The 16,177-nt window shown below is 60.3% G+C and carries 14 protein-coding genes; 6 read left to right on the forward strand and 8 right to left on the reverse strand.

Going from position 1 to position 16,177, the window contains the following annotated elements; all coding sequences use genetic code 11:
• Positions 1–15: 15 nt before the first annotated feature.
• Positions 16–273, forward strand: a complete 258-nt coding sequence (gene rpmA / locus AC6I8D_RS01960) for a 50S ribosomal protein L27 (RefSeq protein ID WP_031375434.1) — start codon at positions 16–18, stop codon at positions 271–273.
• Between the two features lie 242 nt (positions 274–515).
• Complete coding sequence (cgtA, locus tag AC6I8D_RS01965; RefSeq protein ID WP_031375433.1) at positions 516–1,688, forward strand: Obg family GTPase CgtA; 1,173 nt, start codon at positions 516–518, stop codon at positions 1,686–1,688.
• 78 nt (positions 1,689–1,766) lie between these two features.
• On the opposite strand, the gene AC6I8D_RS01970 is transcribed toward cgtA, so the two are convergent.
• The 5 genes from AC6I8D_RS01970 to AC6I8D_RS01990 are packed head-to-tail and all read right to left on the reverse strand — an operon-like array spanning position 1,767 to position 6,623.
• Positions 1,767–2,186 carry a hotdog fold thioesterase gene (locus tag AC6I8D_RS01970; protein ID WP_497819565.1) on the reverse strand — a complete coding sequence of 140 codons (420 nt, stop codon included), beginning with the start codon at positions 2,184–2,186 and terminating at the stop codon, positions 1,767–1,769.
• 2 nt (positions 2,187–2,188) lie between these two features.
• A complete protein-coding gene (dhbA, locus tag AC6I8D_RS01975) occupies positions 2,189–2,947 on the reverse strand; it encodes a 2,3-dihydro-2,3-dihydroxybenzoate dehydrogenase (protein ID WP_497819566.1) in 759 nt (252 codons plus the stop codon).
• The gene (locus AC6I8D_RS01980; protein WP_312055290.1) at positions 2,944–3,798 is read right to left on the reverse strand and encodes an isochorismatase family protein; all 855 of its coding nucleotides are present in this window, start codon (positions 3,796–3,798) and stop codon (positions 2,944–2,946) included. The genes dhbA and AC6I8D_RS01980 overlap by 4 nt, the downstream gene beginning before the upstream one ends.
• A gap of 19 nt (positions 3,799–3,817) precedes the next feature.
• The gene (locus AC6I8D_RS01985) at positions 3,818–5,434 is read right to left on the reverse strand and encodes a (2,3-dihydroxybenzoyl)adenylate synthase (RefSeq protein ID WP_312055289.1); all 1,617 of its coding nucleotides are present in this window, start codon (positions 5,432–5,434) and stop codon (positions 3,818–3,820) included.
• Between the two features lie 10 nt (positions 5,435–5,444).
• Complete coding sequence (locus AC6I8D_RS01990; RefSeq protein WP_497819567.1) at positions 5,445–6,623, reverse strand: isochorismate synthase; 1,179 nt, start codon at positions 6,621–6,623, stop codon at positions 5,445–5,447.
• 177 nt (positions 6,624–6,800) lie between these two features.
• Here AC6I8D_RS01990 and fepB point away from each other — a divergent pair, with 177 nt between their 5' ends.
• Positions 6,801–7,760, forward strand: coding sequence for a Fe2+-enterobactin ABC transporter substrate-binding protein (gene fepB / locus AC6I8D_RS01995; RefSeq protein WP_497819568.1), 960 nt, complete (start codon positions 6,801–6,803; stop codon positions 7,758–7,760).
• On the opposite strand, the gene entS is transcribed toward fepB, so the two are convergent.
• Entirely contained in the window at positions 7,755–9,005 is a 1,251-nt protein-coding gene (entS, locus tag AC6I8D_RS02000) for an enterobactin transporter EntS (RefSeq protein WP_497819569.1), read from the reverse strand. The two genes, fepB and entS, sit on opposite strands and share 6 nt — an antisense overlap.
• A 145-nt stretch (positions 9,006–9,150) precedes the next feature.
• Here entS and fepD point away from each other — a divergent pair, with 145 nt between their 5' ends.
• Genes fepD through AC6I8D_RS02015 form a run of 3 tightly spaced genes read left to right on the forward strand, consistent with a single transcriptional unit; the run spans position 9,151 to position 11,911 of the window.
• The gene (gene fepD / locus AC6I8D_RS02005; RefSeq protein WP_497819570.1) at positions 9,151–10,140 is read left to right on the forward strand and encodes a Fe(3+)-siderophore ABC transporter permease; all 990 of its coding nucleotides are present in this window, start codon (positions 9,151–9,153) and stop codon (positions 10,138–10,140) included.
• Entirely contained in the window at positions 10,137–11,117 is a 981-nt protein-coding gene (gene fepG, locus AC6I8D_RS02010) for an iron-enterobactin ABC transporter permease (protein WP_497819571.1), read from the forward strand. The genes fepD and fepG overlap by 4 nt, the downstream gene beginning before the upstream one ends.
• Entirely contained in the window at positions 11,114–11,911 is a 798-nt protein-coding gene (locus AC6I8D_RS02015) for an ATP-binding cassette domain-containing protein (protein ID WP_312055283.1), read from the forward strand. Before fepG ends, AC6I8D_RS02015 begins: the two co-directional genes overlap by 4 nt.
• A gap of 40 nt (positions 11,912–11,951) precedes the next feature.
• Here the strand turns inward: AC6I8D_RS02015 and AC6I8D_RS02020 are convergent, their stop codons facing one another.
• Both AC6I8D_RS02020 and AC6I8D_RS02025 read right to left on the reverse strand, forming a co-directional pair.
• Complete coding sequence (locus AC6I8D_RS02020) at positions 11,952–15,878, reverse strand: enterobactin synthase subunit F (protein ID WP_497819572.1); 3,927 nt, start codon at positions 15,876–15,878, stop codon at positions 11,952–11,954.
• A complete protein-coding gene (locus AC6I8D_RS02025; RefSeq protein ID WP_312055281.1) occupies positions 15,871–16,086 on the reverse strand; it encodes an MbtH family protein in 216 nt (71 codons plus the stop codon). Before AC6I8D_RS02025 ends, AC6I8D_RS02020 begins: the two co-directional genes overlap by 8 nt.
• Positions 16,087–16,177: the final 91 nt, after the last annotated feature.

A 16,177-nucleotide genomic window follows, 5' to 3' on the forward strand; every position in this document is an offset into this window, starting at 1 on the left:
GAGGAGATCTGACAAATGGCACATAAAAAGGCTGGTGGTTCGACTCGAAATGGTCGTGACTCCAACGCAAAACGTCTGGGTGTAAAACGTTTTGGTGGTGAATCCGTTCTGGCGGGTAGCATCATCGTTCGTCAGCGTGGCACCAAATTCCACGCCGGTAACAACGTAGGTTGTGGTCGTGACCACACCCTGTTTGCTACCGCAGACGGCAAAGTAAAATTCGAAATCAAAGGTCCGAACAACCGTAAATACATCAGCATCGTTGCTGAGTAAGGTTGTCGTGACGCAGACGTTTAACGTCTGAACGCACGAATTAAAGGCCCCGCAACTGCTGCGGGGCTTTTTACATTCTGCGCTCGGTTGCCGTGAAGGTAACGCATCACAAAAGATTGCTGTACACTTTATGTACGCACTGGCGAAAGCCAATCCTGATTTATCCGCCGCTGGTCAGCGCAGAAGACCCTGGCGGACCCGTTTGCAGAGTGCTGCAGACGATTGTGTGACGGAGATAGAAAATGAAGTTTGTTGATGAAGCGACAATTTTGGTCGTCGCCGGCGATGGCGGTAATGGTTGCGTCAGCTTCCGCCGCGAAAAATATATCCCGAAAGGCGGCCCGGACGGGGGTGATGGTGGTGACGGCGGTGACGTTTACCTGATCGCTGACGAAAACCTTAACACCCTGATCGATTATCGTTTCGAAAAGTCTTTCCGCGCCGAGCGTGGGCAGAACGGCCAGAGTCGTGACTGTACCGGCAAACGCGGCAAAGATATTGTGGTGAAAGTGCCGGTCGGCACCCGGGTGATCGACCAGGGCACCGGTGAGACCTTAGGCGACATGACGCGCCACGGCCAGAAACTGATGGTCGGCAAAGGCGGCTGGCATGGCCTGGGCAATACCCGCTTCAAATCGTCGGTTAACCGCAGTCCGCGTCAGAAAACCATGGGTACGCCCGGTGAAAAACGCGACCTGCAGCTGGAGCTGATGCTGCTGGCCGACGTCGGGATGCTGGGCTTACCAAACGCCGGTAAATCGACCTTTATCCGTGCCGTCTCGGCAGCCAAACCGAAAGTGGCGGACTATCCGTTTACCACTCTGGTCCCGAGCCTTGGCGTGGTCCGTATGGACAGCGAGCAGAGCTTTGTGGTGGCCGATATCCCTGGCCTGATCGAAGGCGCAGCCGAAGGCGCGGGTCTGGGTATTCGCTTCCTGAAGCACCTCGAGCGTTGCCGCGTGCTGTTGCACCTGATCGACATCGATCCTATCGATGAAAGCGATCCGATTGAAAACGCGCGCATCATTCTCGGCGAGCTGGAAAAATACAGCGATAAGCTGTTCAACAAGCCGCGCTGGCTGGTGTTCAATAAAATTGACCTGCTGAGCGAAGAAGAAGCGCAGTCACGCGCTAAAGCGATTGCTGACGCGCTGGGCTGGGAAGGGAAGTATTACCTGATCTCGGCTGCCAGCCGTACCGGTGTCAACGAACTCTGCTGGGACGTGATGAGCTTCATCAACGCCAACCCGAAAGAAGCCGAGCTCGAAGAGAAACAGCCGGAGAAAGTGGAGTTCATGTGGGATGATTACCACAAAGAAGCCATTGAAAACGCGGTTGAAGTGGAAGATGAAGAGTGGGATGAAGACTGGGATGATGAAGACGACGAAGGCGTCGAAATTATCTATCAGCGCTAACGCTCTGCGCGCATCACCGGCTCACCGCTGATGCGCGATGCTCCCTTTTCATCCTGAAAGGGGAGCATCACACCGTTGTTAGCTCATTACCGCCACGCCCAGCCGGGCGCTGCAACACAGCTGATCGCGACCGTTACGAATCTCAATCTGCCAGCTCTGGCTGCGCTTACCCAGATGCAGCGGACGACAAATTCCGCGTACCACACCGCTTGATACCGCACGATGATGGCTGGCATTCACTTCCACGCCCACCACGCTGCTGCCTTCCTCAACGGCCAGATAGCCCGCAACCGATCCCATTGACTCCGCCAGTACCACGGACGCGCCACCGTGCAGCAGGCCAAAAGGCTGATGCGTTCGGGCATCGACCGGCATGGTCGCTTCCAGATAATCATCACCGATTACGGTAAAAATGATCCCCAGATGTGCCACCAGCGAGTTCTCACCCAGCGCATTCAGGGCAGTAAGATCGATAGATCGTTTCCAGATCGCTGACATTATCAGGCTCCCAGGGTTGCACCGCCATCCACCACAATATCCTGTAAGGTGACGTGGCTGGCAAGATCGGAGGCGAGGAACAGCACGTTAGCGGCAATTTCCTGCGGCTGTGCGATCTTTCCTAACGGAATACCGAGTTTGAATTGGTCCGGGAAGCCCGCGATCATCTCCTGCTCACCGGTCGGCGTATGCCACAGGCTGCGCTGCATATCGGTATCGGTTGAGCCGGGTGAGACGATATTGCAGCGAACGCCATACGGCGCCATCTCCAGACCCACCGTCAGGCAGAGGCTGCGCAGGGCGGCTTTTGAGGCACCATAGGCGGACATGCCAATCCGCGGTGCGTGCGCTGAGTTGGAGGCGATGGTGACAATCGCGCCCGCCCGCTGCTGCCGGAACACCGGCAGGGTTTGCTGAAACAGGTTGAACGCGCCACCGGCATTAACGTTAAGGCAGGCCTGCCAGTCGGTGAACGACAGCTCATCGGTAGCGCCAATTCGCAGGATACCGGCCGCGTTCACCAACACATCAATACGCGGCTGCGTCGCCAGCAGACGCTGGCAGAGCGAACTCACCTGATCAGGATCGGACACGTCCAGCGTATGGCAGGGAAACGGATAGTCGTGGCCGTGAAAACGCTGATCGAAAGCTTCGACCTGCGCACCCGCCTGATGAAACGCCAGCGCGGTATGATAGCCAATCCCCTGGCCGGCACCGGTTATCCAGACAATTTTTTCGCTGAAGTCAAACGAATGGCTCATTGCGCAGGCTCCCGGGACAGCAAGGCCCACCAGCCATCTATGCTCGGATTTTTGGCCAGGCTGACAAAGTCGATGTCGCTGTGCACCTGACGCCAGCGCGCCGCCAGCGCCATCACCCGCACCGAATCCAGACCGTAATCGATCAGGTTTTCATCATCTTCCGGCACGTCGTCATCTTCCAGCAGCGGCAGGATCAGCGCACGCAGATCGTCTTTGCTCAGCGGCAGCGGCATCAGGTCGGCGGTCATCACCACTTTACCACTGCGGCCAGCGGTGTAGGTCAGCGCCATCATATGCTCATCGCGGCTGAAATCCGCCAGCGCATCGGCCACCATAAACGGTTGAATGTTGCGCATAAATGCGTCGGTGGCGGTGGTCAGGCAGCCGATATGGGCATAGACGCCGGTAATGATCAGCTGATCGCGGCCCATCTCCTGCAGGATCGACTCAAGCGGCGAGCGATGGAAGGCGCTGTAGCGCCATTTGGTCAGCACATGATCGTCGGCATCCGGTGCCAGCGCGTCCACGATCTTCTGCTGATCGGGGTGCTTATTCAGGCCCGGACCCCACATGTCGTTGAGCAACGCACGATCTTCATCGCTCTGCGCATTCGGCTGCGCGGTATAGAACACCGGAATCCCCTGCGCTTTACAGTAGTGGCGCAGGCGGGCAATGTTGTCGACGACCTGCTCCACCAGCGGGCTATTCTCGCCCCAGAAGTTGAGGAAATAACGCTGCATATCGTGGATCAGCAGCGCCGCACGGCCCGACTCCAGTGCCCATTTTACCTTGTTGGTCGGCAATTCAGTGGCGGCTGGCAGCGGATAAGAGGTCAGTTTTGGAATGGCCATAGAAAAATCTCCGGACAGGTCAGGCTTGCGCTTGTTGATCGGCAAGTTGTTGGCGCAGACGTTTTTTATCCACCTTGCCGACGTGGGTCAGCGGCAGGGCATCTACGCAGGTAATACGGTCGGGCAGTTTGAATTCCGCGACCCCAAGTTCACGCAGGTGACGACGCAGCGCTACCGGTTTCACCGGCTGACGCGCCACGATGAAGGCACAGCTCTTCTCACCCATCAATTCATCGTTCATCGACACCAGTGCTGCGTGGATCACATCAGGATGGCGTTGCAGCAGGTTCTCGATCTCTTCCGCCGCGATCTTTTCGCCGCCGCGGTTGATCTGATCTTTCTCACGCCCCTGAACAATGATGTTGCCTTGCGGGGTGATCTCAATCAGATCGCCAGAGCAGTAAAAGCCCTGTGAATCGAAGCTGGCGGCATTGTGTTCCGGGCTGTTGTAGTAGCCGCGGAAAGTATAAGGCCCGCGCGTCATCAGACGGCCAATGGCGCCGGTCGGCAGCGGATTACCCTGTTCATCGGCCACCCACACTTCATCATCCGGCGAGATCGGGCGGCCCTGGGTGGTCAGAATGGTGGTTTCATCATCATCGAGCCGGGTGTAGTTCACCAGGCCTTCTGCCATGCCAAACACCTGCTGCAGTTTGCAGCCTATCTCAGACTGAATACGTGCCGCCAGGGTCTCGCCCAGCTTCGCGCCACCGACCTGAATGCGTTGCAGCGAAGCCAGTGCGGCATTGCTGCCCCATTCCTGAATCGCCTGCAGCCACAGACTAACGGCTGGCGGGACCAGACCGGTATCGGTTACCTGATGCTTTTCAATCAGCGGGAAGCAGAGCGTAGCGCTGGGATCGGCTGCCAGAATAACCTGTCCGCCCGCGTAGAAGACCCCCAGCGCGCCCGGTGAGCTCATCGGAAAATTATGCGCAGCGGGCAGGGCGATCAGATAACGGGTGTCGGCGGTCACCCCACAGATAACGTCACTTTCGCGGATGCTGTAATAGTAGTCGTTATGGGTGCGCGGGATCAGTTTCGGCGTGCCGGTGCTGCCGCCGGAGAGCTGGAAAAAAGCCACTTCATCACCGGCGGTCGGCGTCGCAACGAAATCACCTGCCGGTTCGGCCAGCAGGCTTTCAAGGCTGTTTTCAGCCTGAGCATCACCACGCAGGACCACCTGCTGCAGCTGGGTATGATCGTGGCACAGCTGGCTGATAAAACTGTCATCAGCAAACAGCGTATGGCTGCGATCGGCAATCAGCAGGCGCGGCGAAATCTGGCTGGCGTACGCCGTCAGCTCAGTACGCTGATGGCTGAACAGCGCGTTAACCGGCGCGACGCCAATTTTAAACAGCGCAAACAGCGTCAGGTAAAATTCGGCCACGTTGCCGAGCTGCACCAGCGCGGTATCTCCCGATTTGAGGCCACGACGCTGCAACGCTGCTGCCAGATTGTCACTTAAGCGGGCCAGCTGACGGTAGCTGAACTGCCGATCGCCATCAATCACCGCCACGCTGTCGCTCTGTTGGTGGCGTTCGAGGATATCGGTCATCGGCAGATCGAGCCAGTAGCCTTTTTCGCGGTAACGCGCGGCCAGATCGTCAGGCCAGCGGCTGTAGGAAATGGTCATACAGGGTCCTTTATTGCAGTCCAAAAGCGCGAAGCATGGTGTCAAGTTTGACGCCGGTTTCACGCCATTCTGATTCTGGTTGGGAGTCAGCAACGATGCCCGCGCCAGCAAACAGCCGCACGCGTGGCCCATTGACCGTGCCGCAGCGAATCGTCACCACCCATTCGCCATTGCCCTGGTCATCGCACCAGCCGACGATGCCGCCAAACAGCTGGCGCTCAAACGGTTCGAGTTGCTGTATCAGCTGCTGGGCGCTCTGATGCGGGAAGCCGCTCAGTGCCGGCGTTGGATGCAGCAGGCAGGCCAGCGACAGCGCATTTTCGCGCGGGTCGAGCACTTCACCCTTAATCAGGGTGGCGAGATGCCATAAGGTTGCGGTGGTGATCAGCGACGGCACCTCCGGCACCGACAGCATCCGGCTGCGCGGCTGCAGCGTGTGGCGCATCGCATCGGTTACCAGCTGATGTTCATGGCGATCTTTATCCGAGCGCATCAGGCTCTCACCTGCGGCCTGGTCACGCTGCGGATCGGCATCACGGCGGGCCGAACCGGCCAGCGGACAGGAGCTGAAATCCCGTCCCTGTTTGCGGATCATTAATTCCGGGCTGGCCCCGACCAGCGCACCCCCTTCCGGCAGCGGCAGATGAAAGTGATAGCTGTTAGGGTTCTGCGCCACGATGCGCTGCATCAGCGCCGCGGTATCCACCGGCTGTTCAGCCGTGATATCCATCAGCCGCGACAGCACCACTTTATCCAGATCGCCACGCTGCGTTGCGGCTACTGCCTGCGCTACCATATTGGTGAAATTAGCATGATCCGGCACCGCCGTGCGGCGACGCACCTGCGGCAAAGTGGCTTCGGGTGGTAAGGTAACCGCATGCAGATCGTCGCGGTTAAAGGTCTGATACGATTCGGGGATAAACAGTGCCGATGGCTGATTGACGTCAAACGGGATCGCACCCACCAGAATAGGGTGAGTAATGCCCTGTTTTCTGGCTGAGGCAAAATGGTGCTGCAATTGTTGCTGAAAATCCCCTGTCAGTGTCTCACCTGCGGTTACCGGGGTGGTCAGCGTGGTGAAGCAGCCTTGCGTGGTCAGGCTTTTCCAGGGAGAAGTAAACAGGAAGCCGCGGCACAACGCGGAGAAATCCTGCAACAAGGGATGTTCAAACGTCAACGATTCCACCATAATTTTCACCTATAAATGATAAGATAATTAATAATGATTATCATTTGTATTGTGGCCCAGTAACCTACGTTGATTAGCCGGAAGTGTCAATAAATACGCGGTGTTTCGGCTGCGTTTTCCTGCTAAATCAGCACAAACAGCAGGGCAAATAGCCAGTATAAAAGTGGACTGAAATTTATGACTAAACGTGGTGTAAAGGCGGCGATAGCGCTGTTTTTCTTCTGTATCAGCTTTGCAGTGGCGGCACAGAACGGCTGGCCGCGCACGGTGGCGGGCGCGAAAGGCAGTGTGACGCTATCAGAGGCGCCGACCCGCATTGTCTCGACCAGCGTCACCCTGACCGGCTCGCTTCTGGCGATTGATGCGCCGGTGATCGCCAGCGGCGCAACGGCACCCAACAGCCGGCTGGCCGATGGGCAAGGGTTCTTCCGTCAGTGGGGCGAGGCGGCAAAACAGCGCGGCGTAAAACGTCTCTATATTGGCGAGCCAAATGCCGAAGCGATTGCGGCGGAAGCGCCGGACCTGATTGTGGTCAGTGCCACCGGCAATGACTCAGCGATCAAACTGGTCGATCAGCTGACCGCCATCGCGCCGGTGCTGGTGATCAACTACGACGATAAAAGCTGGCAGCAGCTGGTGACGCTGCTGGGCGAGGCAACCGGCCATGAAACACAAGCCGCTGCCCGGATAAGCGCGTTCGATGCGCGTGAAAAAGCGCTCCGCTCAGCGTTGACGCTGCCGCCGCAGCCGGTTTCCGCCATGGTCTGGAACGGTGACGGTCGCGCAGTTAATCTGTGGACTGAGGCGTCCGCGCAGGGGAAATTGCTGCAACAGCTGGGATTCACCCTGGCCACGCCACCTGCCGACATGCAGCACGGTCACAGCATGGGGCAGCGTAAAGACATCATTCAGCTGTCAGGGGAAAATCTGGCTGCCGGGCTGAATGGACACTCGTATCTGCTGTTTGCCGCCGAACCGAAAACCGCAGAGCAGGTGATGAAGAATCCTTTCCTGGCCCAGACTCCGGCGGTGCGTAGCAAAGCGGTCTACGCGCTGGGGCTGGATACCTTCCGTCTGGATTACTACAGCGCCAGCAATCTGCTGAACCGACTGGAGGCGCTGTTCGTTAAATCATGATGATGTTTCCGCCTGCCCGGGTGCAGGCGGTTGATAACGGCGCAAACGCGCCATCAGCAGCCACATCACAACACCCAGCACGGTGGCGGCCAGACCCAGCAGGCCTGCCGCCTGCTGCGGCGGCAGCAGTGACCCCATCGCCCCGATCATCGCCGCGCCAAGCGCATCACCGGTAACATTCTGCGCCGTCCACAGGCTGTTGATCCGCCCAAGCAGCGCATCCGGCGTTAGCGTCTGGATCAGGGCATACTGCACCAGGCTGTTAATAGCACTGAAATAACCAAACGCGGCGAGGCAGACCAGACTCAGGCTGAACCACGGCATCAGGCTGAACAGGCCCAGCGCCACAAAGGCGGCAATGGCGCTGGCCAGGATCAATCGGCCCGGCTGCGACGACTGCGCCAGCCGGCCACTGGTTAAGGCACCGACCGCCGCCCCAAGTGGAACGGCGGCATACATCAGCCCCAGCTGCTCCAGTCCGACCTGCCAGTGCGGAGCCAGCGCCGGGTAGAGCACCCGCACCGCACTGGCTAAGGTGACCAGCGCGCCAACCAGCGCGGCCATGCCGACGATCGGGCTGGCGAACAGAAAACCAATCCCGGCGGATAACGCGGTCAGCGGATGTTCACGCGGTTGCGGTGGCGGCGCAAGCGTCGGCAGTCGCAGCAGGGTGAGCACCGTCAGCAAGGTGCCGATCGCCGCCAGACCGTAGTTCCAGGCCACGCCAGCATGGGCGATCACCAGGCCGGCAATCGCCGGCGACAGGATAGCGCCAAAGCGAACCGTCAGCATGGTGATAGCGCCCGCTTTCATGATATTTTCGCGCCCCACCAGCGCCGGCGTGGCAGCCAGCAGAGCGGTGACGCCAATCGCACCAAAAAAGCCATCCCACAGGCCCAGCACAAATACCGCGATCACCGAGGGCGCGGGCAGCAGGGCATTGACACACAGCGCGACAAAACCGAGGCCGCAGGTGGAACGGGCAAATAAAATCAGGCGTCGGCGTTCGTAGCGATCGGCCAGCACGCCACCGGTCAGCAGGCCGATAAACATGCCGGCACCGGCCAGCGTGACCGCCAGTCCGACCAGCAGCGGGGATTGCGTCAGCTGTTGAATCTGTACCGGTACCGCGACAGCCAGCATGCCAAGCGCGACGATAGAGATAAATCGGGCGATAAACACGGCGCGGAAGGCGGGATGGGTTTTCAGCAGGCTGAGATCGATAAAGTGGGAGGGTTTGTTCATAACGTCGCCTTTTTGCACCCATTTTCCTCGTCATTGAGTTTACGAGTCATGGTAACATACAAAAAACGCGTAAGAACGATAACAAGTATCATTATCATAAAGGTATCCGCTGCGATGCCATTGAATTCGTGAAGGTTTAAACGTTATGCGTCAATTCCATGTAATAGCAGGTTCAGGGATGCTGCTGTTGCTGCTCTTCGCGCTTAGCCTGATGCTGGGTGCCAAATCCATTGCCTTTCATGATGTCAGCCAGGCGCTGCTGACCGACTGCTCCAGCGCGAACTGCATTATTGTGCGTGACGCCCGACTGCCGCGCACCCTGGCCGGGCTGCTGGCGGGTGTTGGCCTCGGCGTGGCGGGCGCGCTGATGCAAAGCCTGACGCGCAATCCGCTGGCCGATCCCGGTATTCTGGGTATTAATGCCGGGGCTGGCTTCGCGGTGGTGCTGGGCATTGCGCTGTTCGGTGCCGATTCGCCGGCCGACTGGCTGGGCTTTGCCTTTAGCGGGGCGCTGCTGGCGTCGTTGCTGGTGGCGCTGACCGGCGCTATCGGTGGTGGACGGGTTAATCCGGTACGTCTGACGCTGGCCGGGGTGGCGCTGGGCGCGGTGTTAGAGGGCTTAACCTCTGGCTTATCGCTGCTTAACCCTGACATCTACGATCATCTGCGTTTCTGGCACAGCGGTTCGCTGGATATCCGTAATTTCGCCATGCTGCGCACCACCTTTCCTGCGGTGGCGATTGGCAGCCTGCTGGCGCTGCTGCTGGCACGCTCGCTCAACAGTCTCAGCATGGGCGGTGATATGGCAACCGCGCTCGGTACCCGCGTTGCCCGCACCCAGCTTATTGGGCTGCTGGCGATCGCCCTGCTGAGCGGCGCCGCCACTGCCGCAGTGGGGCCGATTGCCTTTGTCGGATTAATGACGCCGCATCTGGCACGCTGGCTGTTCGGCAACGATCATCGCTGGATGCTGCCTGGCACCATTCTCATCACGCCCTGTCTGCTGCTGGCGGCTGATATTCTCGGCCGGGTGCTGGTGCCGGGTGAGCTACGCGTGTCGATTGTGACCGCGATTCTCGGCGCGCCGATGCTGATTGTGCTGGTGCGCCGCAAGATCGGCAGAGGTGCGGTATGAGACGCGTAACGATTAATGCCTTCTGGCTGCTGCTGGCGTGTCTGGCACTGGCTTTTCTCGGCGTGACGCGCGGCACTTTGCCGATCACCGCTGCCCAGCTATGGCAGGTGTTCAACGGCGAGGCGGCGCGCAATATCCAGCTGATCGTGCTGGAGTGGCGTCTGCCGCGGGTGATGATGGCGCTGCTGATTGGTGCCGCGCTCGGCGTAAGCGGCGCAATTTTTCAATCGCTGCTGCGCAATCCGCTCGGCAGTCCGGATATTCTCGGTTTCAATACCGGTGCCTACAGCGGAGTGCTGGTGGCGCTGGTGCTGTTCCAGCAGAACATGGAAGGCATGACGCTGGCGGCGCTGATCGGCGGATTGCTGACGGCGGGCGTGGTCTGGCTGTTTAGCTGGCGCAACGGCGTCGAGACGTTTCGGCTGATCATTGTCGGCATCAGCGTGCGTGCGCTGCTGATGGCGCTTAACAGCTGGCTGATCATCAGCGCCTCACTCGAGGCGGCACTGAGCGCTGGCCTGTGGAGCGCCGGCTCACTGAACGGCATCAGCTGGGCGAAAACCACGCCGGTTATCACCGTGCTGCTGCTGGCGCTGCTGGCAACCGCACTGCTGGCGCGGCGCATGCGACTACTGGAGATGGGCGATGACACCGCCTGCGCGCTTGGCATAGCGGTTGAGCGCAGCCGCATTCTGCTGATGCTGACCGGGGTGATCCTGACGGCGGCCTCGACCGCGCTGGTCGGGCCGATCTCGTTTATTGCGCTGCTGGCACCCCAAATCGCCCGACGGCTGTGCGGCGGAATCAAAGGCGCATTACCGCTGGCGGCATTATGTGGCGCACTGCTGTTAACCGCCGCTGACTACGCCGCGCAGCACTTTTTCCTGCCCTATCAACTGCCGGTTGGTGTGATTACCGTGAGCCTGGGCGGACTTTATCTGATTGCTCTACTGGTGCGGGAGGCGCGACGCCAATGACAGTAACGACACGTTTGCAGGGCAACGCACTGACGCTCGGCTATGACAAAAAAATCGTGGCGGAGAATCTCTCGGTGACAATCCCTGACGGGGAGCTGACGGTGATTATCGGCCCCAACGCCTGTGGTAAATCGACGCTGCTGCGCACCCTAAGCCGGTTGGCATCGCCTTTACAGGGCGAGGTATTGCTGGATGGTAATGCGATTGCCCACTATGCCACCAAAGAGGTGGCGCGTCGGCTCGGGCTGCTGCCGCAAAGCTCCAGTGCTCCGGCCGGCATCAGCGTCAGTGAGCTGGTGGCGCGCGGGCGTTATCCTCACCAGCCGCTGTTTGGCCGCTGGCGTCAGGAAGATGAAGTGGCGGTGCAGCAGGCGATGCTGGCGACCGGCGTGGCCGATCTGGCACAGCAGCAGGTCGATACCTTGTCCGGCGGTCAGCGGCAGCGGGTCTGGATTGCGATGGTGCTGGCGCAGCAAACGCCACTGCTGTTACTCGATGAACCCACCACCTGGCTGGATATTGCCCATCAGATCGAGCTGCTGGAGTTAATGCAGGATCTGAATCAACAGCATGGCCGGACGCTGGTGGTGGTGCTGCACGACCTCAATCAGGCGTGCCGCTACGCCAGCCATTTGATCGCTATGCGGGACGGTAAGATTATTGCCGAAGGTAAACCGGCCGACATCGTGACGCCGGCGCTGATTGAAACCATTTACGGTCTGCGCTGCATGATTGTTGACGATCCGGTGGCGCACACCCCGATGATTGTGCCGCTGGGGCGCGCAGCCAGCTGATTCGGCCTTCCCCGGGGGGAAGGCGCGAGTCGGTCGGGGATTAAAACGTCGCCAGCAATTGCTGCAGGCGCGGCCCAATCTGTTCAAATATTCGCGGCGAAATAATCTCGACGTGGGCGCAATCCAGCGGCCATATGTCCAGTTCAGCAACGTAAGGTGACCAGGCGCGACCGGCATCCTGACCGGGCTGTTGCGTCTGTTCCGCCAGGAACAGGGTCGCCCGGCCGTTGAAGCGTGCGCTGCGGGCCGTGGCCAGCAGTCGCACCGAGCTGGCGTAGTTGGCTTCGATGGTGGTAAACAGCGCCTCCATCCCTTCTCCCGCCTGCTGGCGCTGTGCTGCAATAAACTGCTCGCGCTCCCGGTTAACCTCTGCCAGTACCGCCGGATCCAGCACGTTTTCCCCGCGCTTCTCATCCCAGTTCTGCGTCTCTGGTGGCCAGGTATCCAGCAGGCCGAGGAAGGCAACGGTTTCGCCTGCGGCTTCCAGCCGCGCCGCGATACCCTGCGCCAGTGTCCCGCCCAGCGAATAGCCGAGGAAATAGTAAGGACCGTGCGGCTGCTGCTGGCGTATCGTCGCCAGGTGCGCCTCACACACCGCATCGAGATGCGTTGCCTGATTGAGCGGGCTGGCGAGGTCTGGCGACTGAATGCCAATCAGCGACCAGCGTGCATCGAGATAGCGTTGCAGCACGCTGAACTGCCAGGCAAAACCTGAAGCCGGATGGAAGCAGAACAGCGTCGGCCCGCTGCCGCGCCGCAGCGGCAGCACCGCTTCAAAGCCGGCACGGCTGGCCTCAGCCGATTCACTGCTCAGCAAGGCTGCCAGTTTTTCCACCGTGGAGGCGATCATAATCTGGCCGACCGACACCGGCTGATTGAGGCGACGACGCAGCTGTGCCGCCAGCCGCATCGCCAGTAACGAGTGGCCGCCGAGGGCGAAGAAGTCATCCTGCGCGCTGACCGACTCCCGCTCCAGCAGCATGGCGAACGCCTGCGCCAGGGTGGTTTCCAGTCCCGGATGCGGGTCCCGACCCGCTTCCGCTGTCTGTGTCTGCGGCAGCGGCAACGCTTTACGATCCAGCTTGCCGTTGCTGCTGAGCGGCAACGCCGCCAGCTGGACAATAGCGACCGGTACCATGTGCGCAGGCAGTTGCGTCGCCAGCGCCTGACGCATCGCTGCGGCATCAATCGGCTGATCCGCCACCACATAGCCGACCAGCTGGCGCGCATCCCCTTGCTGGTGGTCTGCGCCGCCCAGCACCAGGGCGTGCGTCACCGCCTGCTCCACGCCGGGCAGGGCAGCCAGGGCATGATCGATCTCATTCAGTTCAATCCGCTGTCCGCGGATTTTAAGCTGGTCGTCGCTGCGGCCGAGATATTCGACTGCGCCATTGGCCAGCCAGCGCGCGACATCGCCGGTACGGTACATCCGGCTGCCGTCGCCATAGGGGTCAGCGACAAAACGACTGGCGGTCAGGTCAGGGCGATCAAGATAGCCATGCGCCAGCTGCACGCCGGTCAGATAGAGATCGCCAGCCACGCCAGGCGGCACTGGTTGCAGACGGGCATCCAGAATCCGTAAACCGGTGTTCCAGACCGGGAAGCCAATCGGTACGCTGGCACCTTCGACCGCCGCCAGTTCCTCACCCGATGCCGGGTAATAGCTGACGTCGACCGCTGCTTCGGTCGGACCGTAGAGATTGTGCAGCGCGACCTGAGTCAGCGTTTGCCACTGGCGTGATAGCTCAGCCGGTAACGCTTCGCCGCTGCAGAACACCTGGCGCAGGCTGGCGCAACGTGCTACGGCGTCCGCATCCTGTAGCGTGGCGACAAAGGCCGCTAGCATCGACGGCACAAAGTGAGTGGTGGTAACGCGATAGCGGGCAAACAGCTGTTGCAGCGCCTCCGGATCGCGATGGGCATCCGGTGGGGCCATCACCAGCTGTGCGCCGACCATCAGCGGCCAGAAGAACTCCCAGACAGAGACATCGAAGCTGCTCGGGGTTTTCTGCAATACCACATCACTGCTGCCGAGTGGATAGTGATCCTGCATCCACAGCAGGCGGTTAACGATCGCCTGATGGCTGACCAGCACTCCTTTTGGCCGACCGGTTGAGCCGGAGGTATAGATAATGTAAGCGCCATCCTGCGGGCGTGGCTGCTGGCCGATCTCTGACCTGTTCGGGGTTAACAGCGCGTCATAAAACAGCGGCGTGATCGGCGTAAGGGCGGCCAGTCGTCCGGCCAGCTGATGACAGGTGACCAGCGTTTTCGGCGCGGCGTCTTCCAGCATCATCTGCAGACGATCGTCGGGATAGCCGGTATCGAGCGGCAGGTAAGTGGCACCCGCGCTGACGATGGCCTGCAGCGCCAGCGACAGGAAGATCGATCGCGGCAGAGCGACGGCAACAATATCGCCCGGCATCACTCCCTGTGCAATCAGCTGCTGCGCCAGCGCCGCCACCTGCTGCTGCATCTGTTGATAAGTAAGCTGATGGGCCTCATCCGCCAGCGCCGGGGCCAGCGGGGTACGCAGCGCCTGGCTTAACAGCAGGCTGCTCAGCGTTTCTGCCGGCAGCGGCATCGCCGTCTGATTAAGGGTGGCTAACTGCTGATGTTCAGCCGGCGTCAGCATATCCAGCTCGCCACACGGGCGATCGGGATCGGCGGCCAGCTGCGACAGCAGCAGATCAACGCGGCTGGCGTGTTGTCTGAGGATTGCTTCGCTGTAGCGCTGGGCGTTCGCCAGCAGCTCCAGCGTCAGGTCGCCCTGTTCGCTCAGGTAGATCGCAATCTCCAGATCGCGTACCGGGCCGGAGGCGAGCTGATGCGTCACGCCTTCAATGCCGGCAAAGTCGAGCTGGTAATCAAACATCTTGAGGTTGATCACCGGTCCGTAGAGCGGATCGCTGTCGCCGAGGCGGCCCAGATCGCGCTGCACCTGCTCGGCATCGTAGCGCTGATGACGACGCATTTTTTTTATTTCACCCGCCAGGCGCGCTGCCAGTGCGCTCAGCGGCTGGGCCGGATCGTTGTGTATCGCCATCGGCAGCACATTGATTACCGGGCCGGTGGCACACAGCGCGGCTGAACCGATGCGGCGCATAAAGATGAAACCGGCGGCAAAGTCGTTTTGCCCGCTGAGACGCGACAGCCACAGCGAGACCAGCGCAATGGCGGTGTCGGCCGCGCTGAGCTGCTGCTGCTGGGTATGCGCCAGCAGGGCCTGAAAGTTATTGCTGTCCAGCGCAACACTATGACGTAGCAGATCGGTACTGGCACTCTGGCCCGCCAGCGGCTGGTCGGAGAGCGACGCGGGCGCGGGAAGCTGTGCGCCTTTTTCGCGCCAGAACTGCGCATCACGCTGCCAGCCAGCAGATTGCTGGTAGCGTTGATACTCTTCCACCACCTCACTGAATGGCGTAAACGGGGTCGGCTCAGGCGTTTCATCACGCTGCCAGGCGCTGTAGAGATTGGCGATACGGCGGGTCAGGGCGGTAAAGCTGAAGCCATCGACCACCAGATGGTGATAACGCTGATACCAGTACCAGTGCTCATCACCCAGCCGCAGCAGGCTGTGGTGGTACAGCGGCGCGCCGCTGATCACCCGCAGGTCACCAGACATATCCTGCTGCATCAGCGCACGAGCCGCGGCGACCGGATCGGCCGAATTGCGCAGGTCAATCACCTGCGGCTCAGCAAAGTGCTGCGGCGCAGGCCACTGCTGTGGTTCACCGTCCTGCTCGCCAAACGCCATATTCAGCGTATCCGCTTCCTGCATGCCGGCAACGATAGCTTTGGCCAGCAGCGCACTGTTGAGCGCGCCGCGCAGTTCGACAAAATGCGCCACCGCGTAAGCATTGGCGTGTGGGGATAACTGGTCTGCGATCCAGATGCCGGGCTGAGCGGCAACCAGCGGTAACGTTTTCTGTTCAGTCAGATTCGGGTTCATGGTGATCTCAGACATCGTCACTCCGGCTGGCGGTGACCGGGCGGATATCGTGCCAGTTTTCATTCAGCCAGCTGAGGCAGATCGCCTGTGGCTGGGGACCAAATACCGGCTGCCAGCCAGACGGAATCGCCCGGAAGGCGGGCCATAAGCTGTACTGTTGCTGGTTATTGATCAGTACATGACAATCCTGCTGCGGATCGTCGAACGGATTGAGATGTTGCATGTTGGTCTCCTGCCCGTGCTATCCAGGCGAGATATCGCCCTGATCCTGCACGTCGCCGCTGACCGCGATCGGCCTCGGGTGTGAAAGAGGG

This window comes from Pantoea sp. X-Soil-MYKO-1785, assembly GCF_059730675.1.

Excerpts from the sequence above, each read along its gene's own strand:
- rpmA (WP_031375434.1), top strand. The coding sequence starts at position 16 with ATGGCACATAAAAAGGCTGGTGGTTCGACTCGAAATGGTCGTGACTCC.
- cgtA (WP_031375433.1), top strand. The coding sequence starts at position 516 with ATGAAGTTTGTTGATGAAGCGACAATTTTGGTCGTCGCCGGCGATGGC.
- AC6I8D_RS01970 (WP_497819565.1), bottom strand. The coding sequence starts at position 2,186 with ATGTCAGCGATCTGGAAACGATCTATCGATCTTACTGCCCTGAATGCG.
- dhbA (WP_497819566.1), bottom strand. The coding sequence starts at position 2,947 with ATGAGCCATTCGTTTGACTTCAGCGAAAAAATTGTCTGGATAACCGGT.
- AC6I8D_RS01980 (WP_312055290.1), bottom strand. The coding sequence starts at position 3,798 with ATGGCCATTCCAAAACTGACCTCTTATCCGCTGCCAGCCGCCACTGAA.
- AC6I8D_RS01985 (WP_312055289.1), bottom strand. The coding sequence starts at position 5,434 with ATGACCATTTCCTACAGCCGCTGGCCTGACGATCTGGCCGCGCGTTAC.
- AC6I8D_RS01990 (WP_497819567.1), bottom strand. The coding sequence starts at position 6,623 with ATGGTGGAATCGTTGACGTTTGAACATCCCTTGTTGCAGGATTTCTCC.
- fepB (WP_497819568.1), top strand. The coding sequence starts at position 6,801 with ATGACTAAACGTGGTGTAAAGGCGGCGATAGCGCTGTTTTTCTTCTGT.
- entS (WP_497819569.1), bottom strand. The coding sequence starts at position 9,005 with ATGAACAAACCCTCCCACTTTATCGATCTCAGCCTGCTGAAAACCCAT.
- fepD (WP_497819570.1), top strand. The coding sequence starts at position 9,151 with ATGCGTCAATTCCATGTAATAGCAGGTTCAGGGATGCTGCTGTTGCTG.
- fepG (WP_497819571.1), top strand. The coding sequence starts at position 10,137 with ATGAGACGCGTAACGATTAATGCCTTCTGGCTGCTGCTGGCGTGTCTG.
- AC6I8D_RS02015 (WP_312055283.1), top strand. The coding sequence starts at position 11,114 with ATGACAGTAACGACACGTTTGCAGGGCAACGCACTGACGCTCGGCTAT.
- AC6I8D_RS02020 (WP_497819572.1), bottom strand. The coding sequence starts at position 15,878 with ATGTCTGAGATCACCATGAACCCGAATCTGACTGAACAGAAAACGTTA.
- AC6I8D_RS02025 (WP_312055281.1), bottom strand. The coding sequence starts at position 16,086 with ATGCAACATCTCAATCCGTTCGACGATCCGCAGCAGGATTGTCATGTA.